The 17933-nt window shown below is 62.4% G+C and carries 15 protein-coding genes and 1 pseudogene; 13 read left to right on the top strand and 3 right to left on the bottom strand.

The window, feature by feature from the left end; genetic code table 11:
• Window positions 1-99 precede the first annotated feature (99 nt).
• Entirely contained in the window at window positions 100-747 is a 648-nt protein-coding gene (locus tag VRB54_RS11245) for a glutathione S-transferase (protein WP_338480910.1), read from the bottom strand.
• A gap of 173 nt (window positions 748-920) precedes the next feature.
• On the opposite strand from VRB54_RS11245, the gene VRB54_RS11240 reads away from it, so the two are divergent.
• From VRB54_RS11240 to VRB54_RS24555, 8 genes and pseudogenes are all read left to right on the top strand, one after another.
• Complete coding sequence (locus VRB54_RS11240) at window positions 921-1484, top strand: TetR/AcrR family transcriptional regulator (RefSeq protein ID WP_338480908.1); 564 nt, start codon at window positions 921-923, stop codon at window positions 1482-1484.
• 158 nt (window positions 1485-1642) lie between these two features.
• Window positions 1643-2698: an AMP-binding protein gene (locus VRB54_RS11235; protein ID WP_338480906.1), complete on the top strand. Its 1056-nt coding sequence runs from the start codon at window positions 1643-1645 to the stop codon at window positions 2696-2698.
• Window positions 2699-2708: 10 nt separating this feature from the next.
• Window positions 2709-3485, top strand: coding sequence for an ABC transporter ATP-binding protein (locus tag VRB54_RS11230; RefSeq protein ID WP_338480905.1), 777 nt, complete (start codon window positions 2709-2711; stop codon window positions 3483-3485).
• Window positions 3486-3487: 2 nt separating this feature from the next.
• Window positions 3488-4369 (top strand): branched-chain amino acid ABC transporter permease, encoded by an 882-nt coding sequence (locus tag VRB54_RS11225; RefSeq protein WP_338480903.1) that lies wholly within the window; start codon window positions 3488-3490, stop codon window positions 4367-4369.
• A gap of 22 nt (window positions 4370-4391) precedes the next feature.
• Window positions 4392-5459, top strand: a complete 1068-nt coding sequence (locus tag VRB54_RS11220) for a branched-chain amino acid ABC transporter permease (protein WP_338480901.1) — start codon at window positions 4392-4394, stop codon at window positions 5457-5459.
• A 43-nt stretch (window positions 5460-5502) separates the two neighbouring features.
• On the top strand, window positions 5503-6834 hold the full coding sequence (locus VRB54_RS11215) for an ABC transporter substrate-binding protein (protein WP_338480900.1): 1332 nt from the start codon (window positions 5503-5505) through the stop codon (window positions 6832-6834).
• 154 nt (window positions 6835-6988) lie between these two features.
• Window positions 6989-8083: pseudogene (locus VRB54_RS24560) on the top strand (cache domain-containing protein); the annotation flags it as partial.
• A gap of 90 nt (window positions 8084-8173) precedes the next feature.
• Window positions 8174-8941 (top strand): methyl-accepting chemotaxis protein, encoded by a 768-nt coding sequence (locus VRB54_RS24555; protein WP_422396101.1) that lies wholly within the window; start codon window positions 8174-8176, stop codon window positions 8939-8941.
• Window positions 8942-9680: 739 nt separating this feature from the next.
• Here VRB54_RS24555 and VRB54_RS11205 read toward each other — a convergent pair.
• Complete coding sequence (locus VRB54_RS11205) at window positions 9681-10718, bottom strand: UV damage endonuclease UvsE (RefSeq protein WP_338480896.1); 1038 nt, start codon at window positions 10716-10718, stop codon at window positions 9681-9683.
• A gap of 176 nt (window positions 10719-10894) precedes the next feature.
• On the opposite strand from VRB54_RS11205, the gene VRB54_RS11200 reads away from it, so the two are divergent.
• Both VRB54_RS11200 and VRB54_RS11195 read left to right on the top strand, forming a co-directional pair.
• Window positions 10895-11311: a DUF2231 domain-containing protein gene (locus VRB54_RS11200; RefSeq protein WP_338480895.1), complete on the top strand. Its 417-nt coding sequence runs from the start codon at window positions 10895-10897 to the stop codon at window positions 11309-11311.
• On the top strand, window positions 11308-12600 hold the full coding sequence (locus VRB54_RS11195; RefSeq protein ID WP_338480893.1) for a sorbosone dehydrogenase family protein: 1293 nt from the start codon (window positions 11308-11310) through the stop codon (window positions 12598-12600). The genes VRB54_RS11200 and VRB54_RS11195 overlap by 4 nt, the downstream gene beginning before the upstream one ends.
• Before the next feature lie 130 nt (window positions 12601-12730).
• Here the strand turns inward: VRB54_RS11195 and VRB54_RS11190 are convergent, their stop codons facing one another.
• The gene (locus VRB54_RS11190) at window positions 12731-14134 is read right to left on the bottom strand and encodes an MFS transporter (protein ID WP_338480892.1); all 1404 of its coding nucleotides are present in this window, start codon (window positions 14132-14134) and stop codon (window positions 12731-12733) included.
• Window positions 14135-14458: 324 nt separating this feature from the next.
• Between VRB54_RS11190 and proP the strand changes: the two genes are divergently transcribed.
• From proP to VRB54_RS11175, 3 genes are all read left to right on the top strand, one after another.
• Window positions 14459-15961, top strand: coding sequence for a glycine betaine/L-proline transporter ProP (gene proP, locus VRB54_RS11185; protein ID WP_338480890.1), 1503 nt, complete (start codon window positions 14459-14461; stop codon window positions 15959-15961).
• A 51-nt stretch (window positions 15962-16012) separates the two neighbouring features.
• Window positions 16013-16519: a GAF domain-containing protein gene (locus tag VRB54_RS11180; RefSeq protein ID WP_338480888.1), complete on the top strand. Its 507-nt coding sequence runs from the start codon at window positions 16013-16015 to the stop codon at window positions 16517-16519.
• Between the two features lie 96 nt (window positions 16520-16615).
• Window positions 16616-17827: an MFS transporter gene (locus VRB54_RS11175; protein WP_338480887.1), complete on the top strand. Its 1212-nt coding sequence runs from the start codon at window positions 16616-16618 to the stop codon at window positions 17825-17827.
• The last annotated feature ends 106 nt before the right edge of the window (window positions 17828-17933 follow it).

The following is a 17933-nucleotide window of genomic DNA, read 5'->3' as shown; positions in this document are numbered from 1 at the left end:
CCCCAACGCGGGGCAAGCCCGCTCGCCACAACAAGCCCGCTTGCCACGACAAGCCCGCTCGCCACAAACAAGCTCGCTCGCCAGTGCCGGATGATCGCGTTACTGCTGCTGCGCCACCATCGCGCACCAGGCCTGGACGCTTGGGCGCTCGTTGATCCTGGCGTGCCAGGCCAGCAGCGACTCGCAGTCCTGCGGGACGGGCAGGTTCACGAGATCGGCGAAGATCATGCCGCCCAACACGGCGATGTCGGCCATGGAAAACTCATTACCGGCAACAAACGGGCGAGTCTTCAGCAGGCCGTCGAAATAGCGCATGCCCCTGACCGCCTTGTCACCCATACGGTTGCCCCACTCAGCATTCTGATACAACTCAACCTCTGGCCCGAGGCCGGGTGTGGCGTGATGGAAGTACACGCTGACCGCGTCCATGAATTCGATTTCGGCGCGCTTGGTCATCATATGGATCAGGCCCTGCTCGGTCGGCGTCTTGCCGGTGAGCGTCGGATGGCCGTGCAGCGTATCCAGGTATTGGGTGATAGCCGTGCATTCGGCGATGAGCGTGCCGTCGTCGAGCTCCAGCAGCGGCAAGGTGCCGGAGTAGTTAAGGGCCAGAAAAACGGGCTTTTTATGCTCACCGTTCCACAAATTGACCGAAACGAATTCGATGCTGGGCAGCAGGCCCTTTTCCGCCAGTGCAATACGGACACGGGCAGGATAAGGGCCGTTGTACCAGTCATAAATTTTCATGGGGATCTCTCGCTCAAAGGGCATTGAAAGGCTTGACCAGCGCACCTACCTGTCAAGTGGTAGGTAAAGACTGGGCGCCTTGTCAGCCCCTGTCAAGCACTACCTATCAGTTGGCAGGCAAATGCTTGTGGGCGTAGAATCAGATCCCTGTCCCTCGACCAAGGAATCCACCTGTGAGCGTCAACGCACGCGAAGCCATCCTCGAAGCCGCGAGGATTTCGGCCCAGCACTACGGCTACAACGGCATCAACTTTCGCAGCATCGGCGAGACGGTGGGGATCAAGAACGCCAGCATCTACTACCACTTCGCCAGCAAGGCGGACCTCGGCGCCGCGGTGGCCAGGCGTTATTGGGAAGACACCGCAGCGGCCCTGGACACCCTGCGCAGTGACCACCCACAACCGCTGGACTGCCTGCAGCACTACCCGAACATCTTTCGCAGGACCCTCGAAGACGGCAACCGCCTGTGCCTGTCCAGCTTCATGGCGGCCGAATACCAGGATTTACCGGAGGCCGTGAAGCAGGAAGTGCTGACGTTTGCGGACATCAACATCGCCTGGCTCGCGGACCTGCTCGCACAACTCGGCACTGGCGACACCGAAGCGTGCCAGCGCCGCGCACGTGCCATCTACACCGCCATCGCCGGCGCGCAATTGATCGCGCGCAGCCGCGCCGACATCGACCTTTACGACGAACTGGTGCAAACCTACCGAGACACGGGGCTGATCCCGACCTAGCGGCACTGTTGGCCCAACAACACTGCGCGGACAGCCTGTGCTGAATCAACACAGACAAATCACCTTAGGAGTAACGTCTATCCATTTGATATAAAGGCAGTTATCAGCCTGGCACGGCGCGTGCAAACACCTTCGCATACCCTTCGAAGGATGCCGCCATGCCCCACACACTGCCCCAGGCGCTGCTGCACCAGGCCCGAACCCGTGGCTCGGCGATTGCCTTGCGCCACAAGCGCCTGGGTATCTGGCATGAACGCAGCTGGAGCGAACTGGCCCGGGACGTCGGCCAGCTCGCTGCCGCCCTGCAGGAGCGCCAGTTCGGGCGCAACGATGACCTGTTGATCATCAGCCAGGCGCATCCCGAAGCGCTGCTGATGGCACTGGCCGCGCAGTGGTTGGGCGCCAGCGTCACCCTGCTTGACCCCGACCGTGACCACCGCGCATTGCTGAACGGGCTGCGACCGCGCTTCGTGCTCGTGCAGAACCTCGACGCGCTGCAGCAACTGAGCGGGCACAGTGTGATTGTGTACCTCGACGGACGAGGCCTGAGCCAGCACCTCAACGCCAACCTGATCGCCTACGCCGATCTGCGCACCGACGCCCCTGCGCCACCCTGCGCACGCCAATCCGATGCGACCGCCTTCGTTTTTCACGCAGGCAGCGCGCTGGGCCTGACCCACGCGCAGTTACTGGCCGATTCGCGCGCACTGGTCGCGCGCGAACAGCTCAGCGCAGGCGAAGAGGCCCTGGCCGCGCGGGTGTTCGCCGCCAGCGGCCAGGCGCGCTACCTGCTCGCGCCCTGGCTGCACGCAGGCTTTCGCCTGAACTTCCCCGAAGCCCTGGCCACCCGCGACACCGACCGCCGCGAGCTGGGCCCGACCCTGGTGCTGGGCACCCGCGAATCCTACGCGCGCCTGGAGCACTGGGTGCGTGAACGCCTGCCGCTGCCGGGCACTGTCAGCCATGCGCTGTACCACTGGGCCCTGCAGCCGAGCGAATCACCCGTGCGCCGTTGGCTGGGCCACTGGCTGGTGCGCCGCCCCTTGCTCGATGTGCTGGGCATGAGCCGACTGCGCGTGCCGTTGCTGGTGGGGCCGGCGCTGAGCCCACAAAGCGCGACGTTCTTCGCTGCGCTGGGGATTCGTCCTGGCCATTGGCAAGAACCCGCTGCGCGCCTCGAAGCCACCGACTCCATGCTTTCCCAATCTGCCTGACGAGCCCACCATGCGCCCTTTCACTGATTCGGTATTACTGCGGCTCGATGACATTTCCTTATCATTCAAGGGCGTCAAGGCCATTACCTCGATCACTTTCGAGGTCAGGACCGGCCACATCTGCGGGCTGATCGGCCCCAACGGCGCCGGTAAAAGCTCGCTGCTCAACGTGATCAACGGCGTTTACACGCCGCAGAGCGGGCGCATTCACTACGCAGGCCAGACGCGCCAGCGCATGCGCGCGCACCAGGCGGCCGAAGGCGGCATCGCGCGCACCTTCCAGAACATTGCGCTGTTCAAGGGCATGAGCGTGCTCGACAACGTACTCACCGGTCGCAACCTCAAGCGCCGCAGCAGTTGGATCGAACAGATGCTGCGCCTGGGCCGCGCGCCACGCGAAGACGACGCCCACCGCCTGTACGCGGAAAAGATCATCGCCTTTTTGCAGATTCATCCCTGGCGCCATGCGCCGGTGGGCACCCTGCCCTACGGCCTGCAAAAACGCGTCGAGCTGGCCCGCGCTCTGGCCGCCGAACCCACGCTGTTGTTGCTGGATGAACCCATGGCCGGCATGAACGCCCAGGAGAAGCTGCAAATGAGCCAGTTCATTCGCGACATCAACCGCGAGTTCGGCACCACCGTGGTGTTGATCGAACACGATATCGGCGTGGTCATGGGCGTGTGCGACCACGTGGTGGTGCTCGACTACGGTCGCAAGATCGGCGACGGCACCCCGCAACAAGTGCGCGCCAACCCTGACGTTATCGCGGCCTACCTGGGGAGCTGAGCATGGAGTTTTTCTTCGAAGTACTGATCGGCGGCCTGCTGGCGGGCGTGATGTATGCGCTGGTGGCAATCGGTTTTGTGCTGATCTACAAGGCCTCGGGGGTGTTCAACTTCGCCCAGGGCGCCATGGTGCTGTTCGCTGCGCTGACCTTTGTCAGCCTGATCGAGCGCGGCCTGCCGTTTGCCTGGGCCTTTGTGGCGACGCTGGCGAGCATGGTGGTGCTGGCGCTGCTGATCGAAAAAGTGGTGCTGCGCCCGCTGGTCAATCGCCCGCCGATCATCCTGTTCATGGCCACCCTGGGCCTGTCCTACCTGATCGAAGGGTTTGCGCAGTTTCTATGGGGCGCGCAGGTGCATGGCCTCGACCTCGGCATTGCCGACGAGCCGCTGGAGATCCGCGGCATGCTGCTGTCGCAATTCGACCTGTTTGCCGCCGGCACCGCCGCCGTGCTGGTGGTGGCGCTGTCGTTGCTGTTCAACAAGACGCGGATCGGCCTGTCGTTGCGCGCGGTGGCGGATGATCCGCTGGCCTCGATGGCGGTGGGCATCCGCCTGCCACGTATCTGGGCGCTGGTGTGGGCGGTGGCCGGTTTTGTCGGGCTGGTGGCCGGGTTGCTGTGGGGCGCGCGCCTGGGGGTGCAGTTCTCGCTGTCGCTGGTGGTGCTCAAGGCCTTGCCGGTGCTGATCATCGGCGGGTTTTCTTCGATCAGCGGGGCGATTGTCGGCGGCTTGATCATCGGTGCCACCGAGAAAGTCGCGGAGATCTACCTCGGCCCGATCATCGGCAGTGGCATTGAGAACTGGGTGCCCTATGTGCTCGCCATGCTGTTTCTGCTGGTGCGCCCGGCAGGGTTGTTCGGCGAACGCGCCATCGAACGGGTCTGATTGCCCCTGAGGAAATGCCTGCATGCTGTATCAAGAAGTCGGTCAACTGAGTACCTCTTACGCGGCCGAGCGCCGCACGTTCCGCCTGCGCCAGGACCGCGTCGCCTTGTGGCTGTTGCTGGGGTTGGCCTTTGTCGGCGTGCCCTGGCTGGGCAACGACTACTGGTTCAGCGCGATCCTGGTGCCGCTGCTGGTGTTGTCGCTCGCAGGCCTTGGCCTCAACCTGCTAACCGGCTACGCCGGGCAGCTGTCGCTGGGCTCGGCGGCGTTCATGGCAGTGGGCGCGTTTGCCGCCTACAACCTGCAATTGCGCGTGCCCGGCTTGCCGCTGCTGTTGAGTTTTGCATTGGGCGGCGTGATCGCCGCGCTGGTGGCGGTGCTGTTCGGTTTGCCGAGCCTGCGCATCAAAGGCTTTTACCTGCTGGTGGCGACGCTTGCCGCGCAGTTCGTGGTGGAGTGGGTGCTCACCCGCTTCAGTTGGTTTACCAATGACAACGCGTCCGGCGTGATCACCTCGCCACCGCTGCTGATTGCCGGACTGGACTTCAGCTCGCCTCGGGGCCGCTACGTGTTGACCCTGGCGGTGGTGGTGGCGCTGTTCTGGCTGGGCAAGAACCTGGTGCGCAGCGAACTGGGCCGCAACTGGATGGCGGTGCGCGACATGGACACCGCCGCCGCCGTCATCGGCATTCGCCTGTACAAGGCCAAGCTGCTGGCGTTCGCCATCAGCGGCTTCTACCTGGGCATCGCCGGCTCACTGTGGGCATTCGCTTATCTGGGCACCGTGGAGCCCCACGGTTTTGACCTGAGCCGCTCGTTCCAGGTGCTGTTCATCATCATTATCGGCGGCCTGGGCAGTGTGCTCGGCAACCTTCTCGGCGCGGCCTTCATCGTGCTGTTCCCGATTCTGCTGGGCAACCTCTTTGGGCTGCTGCCTGCCGGGTTGATGGACGCGGGCCAGCTGGAAAATATCCAGAAGATGCTGTTCGGCGCGCTGATCATCGCCTTCCTGATCAAGGAACCCGAGGGGCTGGCCCGGCTGTGGCAGCGCTTTCGTCAACGGGCCAGGGTGTGGCCGCTGCGTTACTGAATTCAGTTACTGACATTCAATCACTGCTCAAGGAATCGCCTCTATGCCCCACCGCTTATCGCTGCGCCGCCTGGCACTTGGCCTGGCCTTGATGACCGCCGGGTTCACGGCCGCGGCCCAGGCCGCCAACGAACAATACTTTCCTTTGCAAAGCTACCGCGTCGGCCCTTATGCCGCCGGTGGCAGCGGGTTCTTCGGCGGGTTCATCGACTACCTGCAATACGTCAACGCCCAGGGGGGCGTGAACGGCGTCAAGCTGACCTGGAGCGAATGCGAAACCGAGTACGTGGTAGAAAAAGGCGTCGAATGCTACGAGCGCCTCAAGGGCGGGCTCAACGGTGCGCCGGCAGCGGCCACCAACCCGCTGTCAGTGGGCATGGCCTATGCCACGCTGGAGCGCTCGAGCGCCGACAAGCTGCCGCTGATCACCATCAACCACGGCCGCACCGACTCCACCGACGGCAGCGTCTTCCCCTATGTGTTCCCGTTGCAGCTCAACCCGTATTCGGAAGTCTCGGCGATCATCAATTACATCGGCCAACGTGAAGGCGGCGCCGACAAGCTCAAGGGCAAGAAAATCGCCGTGCTCTATCACGGCTCGCCGTATGGCAAGGAAACCAACGGCGTGCTGGAGACACTGGCGAAAAATGCCGGCTTCGAACTGACACTGCTCGAAGTGCCCCATCCGGGCAACGAACAGCAATCGCAATGGCTGAACATCCGCCGCCTCAAGCCGGACTGGGTGATCCTGCGCGGCTGGGGCGTGATGAACCCGGTGGCGCTCAAGTCGGCACAAAAAGTCGGCTACCCGGCCGATCACATCATCGGCAACATCTGGAGCAATTCGGAAGAAGACGTGGTGCCGGCCGGAAGCGCGGCCAAGGGTTTCATCGCCATCACCACTCACCCTTCGGGCACCGACTTTCCCGTGCTGCAAGGCATCCAGCACAGCGTGATCGACCCGGGCAAGGGCAACCTCGCCGACCCCAAGCGCTTTGGCACCGTGTATTACAACCTGGGCGTGGTCAACGGCATTCTCAACGTCGAAGCCGTCCGCCTGGCCCAGGAGAAATACGGCCACCAACCGCTGACCGGCGAGCAAGTGCGCTGGGGCTTCGAGCACCTGAACCTGGACGATGCGCGATTGCAGGCGCTGGGCGCCAAGGGCCTGGTGCAGCCGCTGAAGCTGTCCTGCGCCGACCATGAGGGCGGCGGCGCAGTGCGCTTCCAGCAATGGGACGGGCAGCGCTGGAACCTGATCAGCGACTGGGTGCAGGCCGACCGCGCGCTGTTGCGCCCCATCATCGAGGCCTCGGCGAAGCAGTACGCCAAGGAAAAAGGTATCACGCCGCGCGACTGCAGCCAGGCGCAATAAACGGGTAAAAACGGTGCCAGGGAAGGCGCCGCTCATGAGCGACAAGTTGTACACAAAATAACGCTAAAGCTTTACCACCCTCAGGCCGAAACAGTCAGTGAAATCAAGTCGCCGTGCCCGCCCAGGGCAGACGATTTGGCCGCCCTCCCCGCTGATGGTCGTCCCCATGAAAATAAAGAACAAGCTGGTGCTCGCCTTCGTCTGCGTCGCTTTTATCCCGGTCAGCCTGGTCGCGGTGATCTCCGTCATGAACACGCGCACCGAGGCGGTCGATCAGTTCATCGATGGCAGCACTCGCGAAATTCGCCAGATCGACGGCAACATCCGGCAGTTCTTCGATGGTACGGTGCAGAACGTCGACCAAATGGCCGCTGATCCTGTATACACCTCTGTGGACACGCTGAAAAACTATCAGGGCGCCGATGCGGCCAGCCAGCCGATGCCGCCCCAGGCGCAGCGAGTGATCGAGCAGTTTGCGCGCTTTGGCACCACTCACCCTGCGGCGGCCATCTTGTCCATTGGCCTCGAGGACGGCACCTACGTCAAATGGCCTGACGATCCACAGCTGGCCAAATACGACCCGCGCGCCCGCCCGTGGTACAAGGCCGCCATGGCCAGCCCCGGCAAGACCGTGCGCACCCCGGCTTACTATTACGATAAAGACGACGTGGCCCTGGTGGGCACTGCGCGCACGTTGCTGGATAACGCCGGCAAGCCCAAGGGCGTGTTCGTGGTCAGTGTGTCGCTGAAGAACCTCACCGAGTTGCTCAAGAGTATCAAGCTGGGAGACAGCGGCTACGTGATGCTGATCGAAGACGGCGTGGTGCTGGTGGACCCGCGCGACGCCGCGCATAACTTCAAGCCGCTCAAGGACCTCGGCGCGCCGTACGCACAACTGGCCAACACCCCTCAGGGCTCCACCGAGGTGGTGATCGACGGCGTGCGCTACATGGCCAACATCTGGACCTCGCCTGGTCTGGGCTGGCGTTATGTGGGGCTGATCGAATACAACGAAGTGATGGCGGCCGCGACCCGCATGACCTATATCACCGCCGTCATCGTGGTGGTGCTGGTGCTGATCTTCGGGCTGCTCGCGGCGGCGTTTTCCAAGGTGATCGTCAAGCCGATCGGCCAGGTCAGCAGTGGCTTGCAGTCGATCGCCGAGGGCGAAGGTGACCTGCGTCATGACCTGCAGATCCAGGGCAAGGATGAAACCGCCGAACTGGCCGGCTGGTTCAACAAGTTTCTGGCCGCCATTCGCCATCTGATCCAGCGCATCGGGTCGGCATCGACCAATTTGCAGGACGCCTCACGGGTCAACAGCGAAGTGGCGCACAACATGAACGAAGCGGCCGGACGCCAGCGCGAGGCTGTGGAGCTGGTATCGACCGCGTTCAATGAAATGGTCGCCACCGCCAACGAGGTGGCGCGCTCCTGCAGCGGCGCGGCCGAGTCGGCCGAAAACGGTCACCGCCGTGTCGCCGAGGGCAAGCAGCAGATCGAAGTGACCACCGACAACGTCAACCGCCTGGGCCGGCGCCTGAGCGAATCGTCCCAGGCCATGGTCGAGCTGGAAGCCGGCAGCCGCAGCATCAACCAGATCCTCGGCACCATCCGCGCGATTGCCGAACAGACCAACCTGCTGGCGCTCAACGCCGCCATCGAAGCCGCCCGGGCCGGTGACCAGGGCCGTGGTTTTGCGGTGGTGGCCGACGAAGTGCGCGCGCTGGTCAAGCGCACGTCCGACTCCACCGGCGAAATCGAGCACCTGCTGGGCTCCCTCGGCAGCAAGACCGAGGAAGTCACGCAGAAGATGAACAGCTGCATGGACTTGTCCCGTGCCAGCGTGTCGTCCATCGAAAGCGCGCGCGACAGCTTCGAAGGCATCCAGACCTCAGTCAACGAAATCCGCGACCAGAACCTGCAGATCTCCGCCGCCGCCGAGGAACAACACAGCGTGGCCGAAGAGATCAACCGGCATATCCAGCAGATCTACGACGAAGCACGGCTGGTGGAAAGCCTGGCCCATTCGGCGCAGGACGACTCGGGGCGGTTGTCGCAACTGTCGGAGGAGTTGAATGGGTTGGTGGGACGGTTCAAGTCTTAGGGACTGATTAACCGTTCGTATAGAGCGAACCCTTGTGGCGAGCGGGCTTGCCCCGCGTTGGGGTGCGAAGCGCCCCCTCTCAATGAAGTACGCCGCTGCTGGGTCAGATACGGCGTGCAGTCTGGGATAGGGGGCTGCTGCGCAGCCCAACGCGGGTCAAGCCCCAATGCCGTTCAGTTAAGCGCAGATTCTCTGTGGAAGCGGCGGTGCGACTTGCTCGCGAAAGCCATTTTTCGGTGTACATATCCGTTTCTGCGGTAACGGCGACTTGGGGTTCCGCTCTTACAGCGGGTCACTTTTTGAAGAGCGCAAAAAGTAACCCAAAACGCTTCGCCCCAACACTCGGCACCTCGCCCAGGCTCGGTGTGCCCGAACGCAGGCTTTGGAGCGTGGGCCGCCGCGATGGGCCATCCTTGGCCCAGCGCGGCTAACCCGGCGTCCTGCCGGGTTACCCACCCTCCAAAGCCTGCGTTCGGCCAGCGTGTTTGACGGGGCGCCTCAGATCAAAAGCAAAAGCGCGGCGGCCTGAGAGCCGACCGGAATGGGGAATGTGAACGCGATCAAATGTGGGAGCTGGCTTGCCTGCGAAGGCGTCGGCCCGGCAAACATGGATGCTGACTGACGCACCGCTTTCGCAGGCCAGGCACACCGCCGCTCACACAGGGGGCTGTTCTTAACTGAACGGCATTAGGGCAAGCCCGCTCGCCACAACACGCCCACTCATCACGGAGAAGCTGTGTCAGTTGGAGGCCGCTGAGCTTTTCTTGAAATGCTCATAAAATGCCAGCGCCGCCACATTCTTGTCCTTGGCTTCGAGCATGATGTCGAAACGATCAAAAAACTGCAGCGCGTAATCGTTGGTCCAGCGGTTCCACATTTGCGCGCTGTGGGCATAAAGGTCACGCTTGGAGACCACCTTCAGCAAGGCATCCATTTCCAGTTTGTGCTCGGCGTCAAAGCCCATTTCCTGCAGTACCTCCTGGGGCTGGGAGTAATGCATGGTCGGGCGCACGCCGCGCCAGCTTTCGATCACGCGGGCAACCCGCGGCGAATCGGGGTCGATGTAGTCGTTTTCGTTGATCCAGCAGTGGTGAATATCCAGCACCACGGGCGCCAGGTCGGCCACTTGCAGGCAGTGATCGAGGCCGTAGGTCTTTTCGTCGTTTTCAAACGTAATGCAGTTACGCGCCACCTCCGATAAACGCGACCACACCGCGCGCGTGCCCGCCACGCCCAGGCGACCGGCGATGTGCACGTTGCATTTGAGGTCCTGAAAGCGCCGGCCGTAGCCCATCATGCGGATCATGTCGGCGTGGTATTCAAATTCGGCCAGGCTGTTTTCCACCACGCCGGGGTTTTCCGAGCCGAGCACGCAGTACTGGCCGGGGTGGAATGACAGGCGAATGTCCGACGCGCGCGCCAGGTCGCCGATGGCGGCGAAGCCTTCGAGCAATTGGCTGGCAATGGCCGGGTCCTGATAGAAGGCGGCGACTTTCGGGTGGCTGTAAAACGGCAGCAGGTCGCTGCTCAAGCGCAGCATGCGCAGGGTCGGCGGCAGGTCGGCAACGTAGGCCAGCAGACGCAGTTGAGCCGCCAGGTTATGGCTGACTACCTCGACCAGCCTGGCGCGGGCGACCTCTGGCGCCACCCCGTCCATCCAGCGCAACGTGGTGGTGCGCGGGTTGTACGGGCCTTCGATCAACTTGAGGGCGCTGTTGGACAGCAGGCGTTCGGGGTGCCGGTACTGGCACGCGAAACCGATGCGAGGGTGGGTCATGGAAGGGCCTGGCGTGGAAGTATTGAGCAGGATTGTAAGGTGTTGGGCCGGTGGCTGACCCTGGCGGTTCATAATATTTAGACACGAGATGCGCTGAACTTTCTGACAAATGCTGCGTTCCTTTCCTATGCGCTGCCCCGAACCTGGGGCGTTGTACAACAAGGAGCCGTTCCCCCATGACTACCCTTCCCGCGTATCAACGCATAACCCCCGGGCCGCTGCATGCGACCTTGCTCGCCGGCACCGTGCCGCTGTTTCTCGGCGCCCTGCTCAGTGACATCGCCTACACCCAGACCTTCCAGATTCAGTGGGCCAACTTTGCCTCCTGGCTGATCGCCGGTGCGCTGGTGTTTTGCGGTTTGGCGCTGTTGTGCGCGCTGGTCAACCTGGTACGCGCCGAGCGCAAGACCGGGGCACCAGTGCTGTACGTGTTGCTGTTGCTGGCCACCTGGGTCCTGGGCCTGGTCAATGCCTTCCAGCACGCCAAGGATGCCTACGCCGCCATGCCCGCCGGCCTGGTGCTGTCGGCCATCGTGCTGCTGCTGACCCTGGCGGCAACCTGGATTGGCCTGCGTGCCGGAGGTAGCAAATGAAAACGTCCCACACCCTCACCTTATTAAGCGCCGCACTGCTGCTGGTTGCCTGCGGTGGCGAAGGCGACAAGACCCAGGCCCGTGGCCCGGATCCCAAGTTGCCGGAACAGCAAAGCAGCCTGCTGCCGAGCATGAAAATTGCCGAGCCGACCCCCTGGGGCGACCGCAAGCCCACGGTGCCCGAAGGCTTCAGCGTGACCGCCATTGCCACCGACCTGGCGATCCCGCGCCAGACTCTGGTGCTGCCCAACGGGGACATTCTCGTGGCCGAAGGTCGCGGCGGCAGCGCGGCCAAGCTCAAGCCCAAGGACGTGATCGCCAGCCTGATCAAGGCCGAGGGCAACACCAAGGTCAAGAGCGGCAACCGCATCACCCTGCTGCGCGATGCGGACGGCGATGGCAAGTACGAACTCAAGACCGTGTTTGCCGACAACCTCAACGCGCCCTACGGCCTGGCCTTCGCCAACGGCAAGCTCTATGTGGCCAATCAGGATGCGCTGGTGAGCTTCGACTATGCCGACGGCCAGACCAAGGCCAGAGGCGCACCGACCAAAGTCACCGACCTGCCGGCGCAGATCAACCACCACTGGACCAAGTCCCTGGCCGTGAGCGAGGACGGGCGCCAGCTCTACGTGGGCATCGGCTCCAACAGCAACGTGACCGAACGTGGCATGGAAGTGGAGATCGACCGCGCGATGGTCTGGCAGATCGACGCCGCCACTGGCGCACACAAGCCTTACGCCACAGGCCTGCGCAACCCGACTGCGCTGACCATTCAACCGGGTTCCGGGCAATTGTGGACGGTGGTCAACGAACGCGACGAACTGGGCCCGGACCTGGTGCCGGACTACCTGACTTCGGTGCGGGAAGGCGCCTTCTACGGCTGGCCCTACAGCTATTGGGGGCAGAACGTCGACCCACGGGCACAACCGCAGAACCCGGCCAAGGTGGCGGCTGCGATCAGGCCGGATTACAGCCTTGGCTCCCACGTGGCGGCGCTGGGCGTGGACTTTTCCATCCCGGCCATGGGCGCCGGGTTTGCCGACGGCGTATTCGTGGGCGAACACGGCAGCTGGAACCGTCCCAACCCGGTGGGCTACAAGGTGATCTTCGTGCCGTTCAGCAATGGCAAACCGGCCGGTGAGCCGATTGATTTCGCCACCGGCTTTCGCGGCGATGACGGCAAGACCCGCGGCCGCCCGGTGGGCGTGACGGTTGACCCCAAAGGCGCGCTGATTATTGCCGATGACCTGGCCAATACCATTTGGCGAGTCACGCGCAACCCGTAACCTGGTCTGATAAACGGCGATCAAAATGTGGGAGGGGGCTTGCTCCCTATAGCAGTGTTTCAGTCAATTATCAGTCGACTGACCCACTGCCATCGGGAGCAAGCCCCCTCCTACTTGATCGCCGCCGCTTTTAGAGGTCCGTGATTTCCTTGTGGCGCGGCACCAGCGTCTTCATCACGCTCCATGCCACCAGGTAGGCCAGCGCGCAGATCGCGAACATGATCATGTAGCCGGTGTGAATATCGTTGATCGACTTGTAATAGTCGAACACCCAGCCGCCGATCTTGGTCATCACCACACCGCCCAGGCCGCCGGCCATGCCGCCGATGCCGACCACCGAGGCCACGGTCTTCTGCGGGAACATGTCGGACACGGTGGTGAAGATGTTGCACGACCACGCCTGGTGCGCCGACGCGCCCACGCCAATCAGCAATACCGGTATCCAGAAGCTGATGTAGCCCAGCGGCTGCGCCAGCAATACCACCAGCGGAAACAGTGCGATCACCAGCATGGCTTTCATGCGGCCGTCATAAGGTGCGTCGCCGCGGGCCATGAAGTAGCTGGGGAACCAGCCGCCGCCGATGCTGCCGACCATGGTCATGCTGTACAGCACGGCCAGCGGCATCACGATATCCGCACCTTTCATGCCGTACTGCGCCGACAGGTAGGTGGGCAGCCAGAACAGGAAGAACCACCACACGCCGTCGGTCATGAACTTGCCGAAGGCGAAGGCCCAGGTCTGGCGGTAGGTGAGCAATTTGAACCAGGAGACTTTCTTCGCGACGCTGCCGGCAGGCGCCGGGGTGGGCGGCAGTACGGTCTGGTCACTGCGGATGTAGGCCAGTTCTTCGGCCGTCAGGCGTTTTTGCTGGTCCGGCTTTTCATACACGGCGGCCCAGATCGCCACCCACACAAAGCCGAGCATGCCGATCACCATGAAGGCCGCTTCCCAGCCCCACATACCGGCAATCAGCGGCACGCAGATCGGCGCCAGGATCGCGCCCACGTTGGCACCCGAGTTGAAGATACCGGTGGCGAACGAGCGCTCCTTTTTCGGAAAGTATTCGGCGGTGGCCTTGATGGCAATCGGGAAGTTACCCGCCTCGCCAATCGCCAGCACCGCACGCGCCAGCATGAAACCGGCAATCGACACAGGGATCACCGCCAGGCCGATTGCGCCGCTGACCGCCGCAATCCCCTCACCCATCGGCACCGCGAACGCGTGCAGGATGGCGCCGCTGGACCAGATACCGATGGCGATGACGTAAGCCGCCTTGGTGCCGATCCTGTCGACAAAGCGCCCGGCAAACAGCATGGAAATCGCATAGACAAACTGGAACACCGCCGCAATGTTGGCGTAGTCGGTGTTGCTCCAGCCAAATTGCGTCGACAACTGCGGCGCCAGCAGGCTGAGCACCTGGCGGTCGAGGTAGTTGACGGTGGTGGCGAAGAACAGCATCGCGCAGATGGTCCAGCGATAATTGCCGACCGCCTGGCCGACACGATGGGCACTGATGGGCTCGTTCAGATTCATGGCATCACTTTTTTATTTTTGTTAGGTAGGACATATGTAACGTCATATGTCGTCGTACAACTGTGGCTTTTATATCGGGACGACTACAGGGTGTCAATCTGAAATATTGCCGATTGGGCAAGGATTTAAAGGGGTATGAAATACGGCAGCGGCAACAGGTTGTAGGACGACAGCCGCGCATCACGCCATTGCCTCCGCGCCTGCAGGCGGAAAAGGCAAAAAAATATGCAACAAGGTGAATTATTTCGTGTCCGCGTGTATCTGAAGCAGCACAGCGGTGCCACTGCAACGATGGCACCCCCTGTTCTGTTTAGAGTGGCCCGCATGAAATTACGTAAGAAAAGCGTCAAACCCATCGGTTTGAAAGACATCACCATTGTCGACGATGCCAAGATGCGCAAGGCGATCACCGCCGCCGCACTGGGTAACGCCATGGAATGGTTCGACTTTGGCGTGTATGGGTTCGTCGCCTATGTGCTTGGCAAGGTGTTCTTCCCGGATGCCTCCCCCAGCGTGCAAATGATCGCAGCCCTGGCCACGTTCTCCGTTCCCTTCCTGATTCGTCCACTGGGTGGCCTGTTCTTCGGCGCGCTGGGTGACAAATACGGGCGGCAGAAAGTCCTCGCCGCCACCATCGTGATCATGTCCCTGAGCACGTTCGCCATCGGCCTGATTCCCGGCTATGCCTCCATCGGCATCTGGGCACCGATCCTGCTGCTGCTCTGCAAAATGGCCCAGGGCTTTTCGGTGGGCGGTGAATACACCGGCGCGTCGATCTTCGTCGCCGAATATGCTCCTGACCGCAAGCGCGGCTTCCTCGGCAGCTGGCTGGACTTCGGCTCGATTGCCGGTTTCGTGCTGGGCGCGGGCGTGGTGGTGTTGATTTCCACCGTGCTGGGTGAGGCGGACTTCGAAGCCTGGGGCTGGCGCCTGCCGTTCTTCCTGGCCCTGCCCCTGGGCATGATCGGCCTCTACCTGCGCCATGCGCTGGAAGAAACCCCGGCCTTTCAACAGCACGTCGACAAGCTCGAACAGGGCGACCGCGAAGGCCTGACCCATGGCCCCAAAGTGTCGTTCAAGGAAATCGCCACCAAGCACTGGCGCAGCCTGCTGACCTGCATCGGTATCGTCGCGGCCACTAACGTGACGTACTACATGCTGCTCACCTACATGCCCAGCTACCTGTCGCATAACCTGCACTACGCCGAAAACAGCGGCGTGCTGATCATCATCGCAATCATGGTGGGCATGCTGTTCGTACAGCCGTTCATCGGCTTTGTCAGCGACAAGATCGGCCGCAAGCCCTTCATCATCGCCGGCAGCGTCGGCCTGCTGTTGCTGTCGATCCCGGCATTCATGCTGATCACCAGCGGCAAGACCGGCCTGATCTTCGCCGGCCTGTTGATCCTCGCGGTGGTGCTGAACTTCTTTATCGGTGTGATGGCTTCCACCTTGCCGGCGATGTTCCCCACGCACCTGCGCTACAGTGCGCTGGCCAGCGCGTTCAACGTGTCCGTACTGATCGCCGGCATCACCCCGACGGCGGTGGCCTGGCTGGTGGAAAGCACCAACAACCTGTTCATGCCCGCCTACTACCTGATGGTGTTCGCGGTAATCGGCCTGATCACCGGTCTGACTATGAAGGAAACCGCCAACAAGCCCTTGCGCGGCGCGGCGCCGGCGGCTTCGGACATGGAAGAAGCCAAGGAACTGTTGCAGGAACATCACGATAATATCGAGCAGAAGATCGAAGATATCGATGCCGAGATCGCCGCACTGGAAGCCAAGCGCAACAATCTGGTACAACAGCATCCACGCATCAACTAGTACCTGCCTGTACGTGGTGGCCTCGGCCGCCACGTCTTTGGAGTGTTCCAAATGGTTCCAAGCGTCATCGCCCCACAATCATTGCTCAGCGCGGACGAACGCGCTGCCATTGCCGAAATCGAAGCCACCACCAGCATCCTGCAACTGGTTACCCGCCTGACCGGCATGCGCTTTGCCGGGATCGCCAAGTTCACCGACGTCGAGTGGGTGGTCTGCTCGGTTTACGACCCTTCGGGCATGGGCATCAACGCCAACGATGTGCTCGACCTCGAAACCACCCTGTGCAGCGAATTCTGCATCAACCCCACTACCCTGTTCATCCCGCAGGTGAGCAAGAGCGGCCGTTTCGCGGTGCGCCCGGTGGTCAAGCAATTCGACATTGAAAGCTACGCCGGCGCGCCGATCTTCCTCCCCGATGGCCGTCTCTACGGTGCCCTGTGCGCCCTGGATTCGCGCGCGATGCTGTTTGAAGACCCCAACCTGCCGGAAACCCTGAGCCTGTTCGCGCGGTTGATCGGCTGCATCTTCTACGCAAACCTGTCGGCGTCCGAACAGTAACGCCATTCCTGCAGCACAGGCCTCGAAACAATTAGAAATGAGCTGCCAGCTGAAGTACTGTCAGCCCCTGTTAGCTGCCTTGTATGGAATGCCTGCATGTCGACCGTTACTGCCACACCTTCCGCTGCCGCCCCTGCGCCCCAGATAAGCCCATTGGTCATGCGTGTTTTGGGCGCCTGTGCCCTCGCCCACCTGATCAACGACCTGATCCAGGCCGTGCTGCCGTCGATCTACCCGATGCTCAAGGCCAACTACGGGCTGAGCTTCACCCAGGTCGGCCTGATCACCCTCACGTTCCAGCTCACCGCCTCGCTGCTGCAACCCTGGATCGGCTACCACACCGACCGTCACCCCAAGCCCTGGCTGCTGCCGGCCGGCATGGTGTGTACCCTGGTCGGTATCCTGATGCTGGCGTTTGTCGGCAGCTTCCCCGCCATCCTGATGGCGGCGGCGCTGGTGGGCGTGGGCTCGTCGACCTTCCACCCGGAAACGTCCCGCGTCGCGCGCCTGGCATCGGGCGGGCGCTACGGCCTGGCGCAATCGACCTTCCAGGTGGGCGGCAACACTGGCAGCGCCTTCGGCCCGTTGCTGGCGGCTGCAATCATCATTCCCTACGGCCAGACCCATATCGCCTGGTTCGGCCTGTTTGCCGTGTTCGCCATTCTGGTGCTGTACGGCCTGAGCCGCTGGTACCGCAACCACCTCAACCTGTTCAAACTCAAGCAGGGCGGCAAGGCCACCCATGGCCTGTCCAAAGGCCGCGTGACCTTTGCCCTGGTGGTGCTGGCGGTGCTGGTGTTTTCCAAATACTTTTACATGACCAGCCTGACCAGCTACTTCACCTTTCACCTCATCGAAAAATTCCAGCTGTCCGTGTCCAGCTCGCAGATGTACCTGTTTCTGTTCCTCGGCGCCGTGGCCGTGGGCACCTTCGCGGGCGGCCCGATTGGCGACCGGATCGGCCGCAAGAAAGTCATCTGGTTCTCGATCCTCGGCGCGGCGCCGTTCACCCTCGCCCTGCCCTACGTCGACCTGTTCTGGACTGCCGTGCTCAGCGTGGTGATCGGTTTCGTGCTCGCCTCGGCCTTCTCGGCCATTGTGGTGTTCGCCCAGGAGCTGGTGCCGGGCAACGTGGGGATGATCGCCGGGGTGTTCTTCGGCCTGATGTTCGGTTTCAGCGGTATCGGCGCGGCGCTGCTGGGCTTGCTCGCGGACAATCACGGTATCGAGTACGTGTACAAGATCTGCTCGTTCCTGCCGTTGGTGGGCATCCTGACGATCCTGTTGCCGTCGACCAAGGGCGTTTGATGAACCGGCCATCTGATATCACTGCGCCATCACCCTGAAAGCTCCGAAAAACCTGCGTGTGCGCTTACAATCGCGTTTTTAAACGCACACCCAGGCAACTCCGGCA

The organism is Pseudomonas trivialis (genome assembly GCF_036864995.1).
Taxonomy (GTDB): domain Bacteria; phylum Pseudomonadota; class Gammaproteobacteria; order Pseudomonadales; family Pseudomonadaceae; genus Aquipseudomonas; species Aquipseudomonas trivialis.
This window is presented reverse-complemented; position numbering and strand designations above follow the sequence as displayed.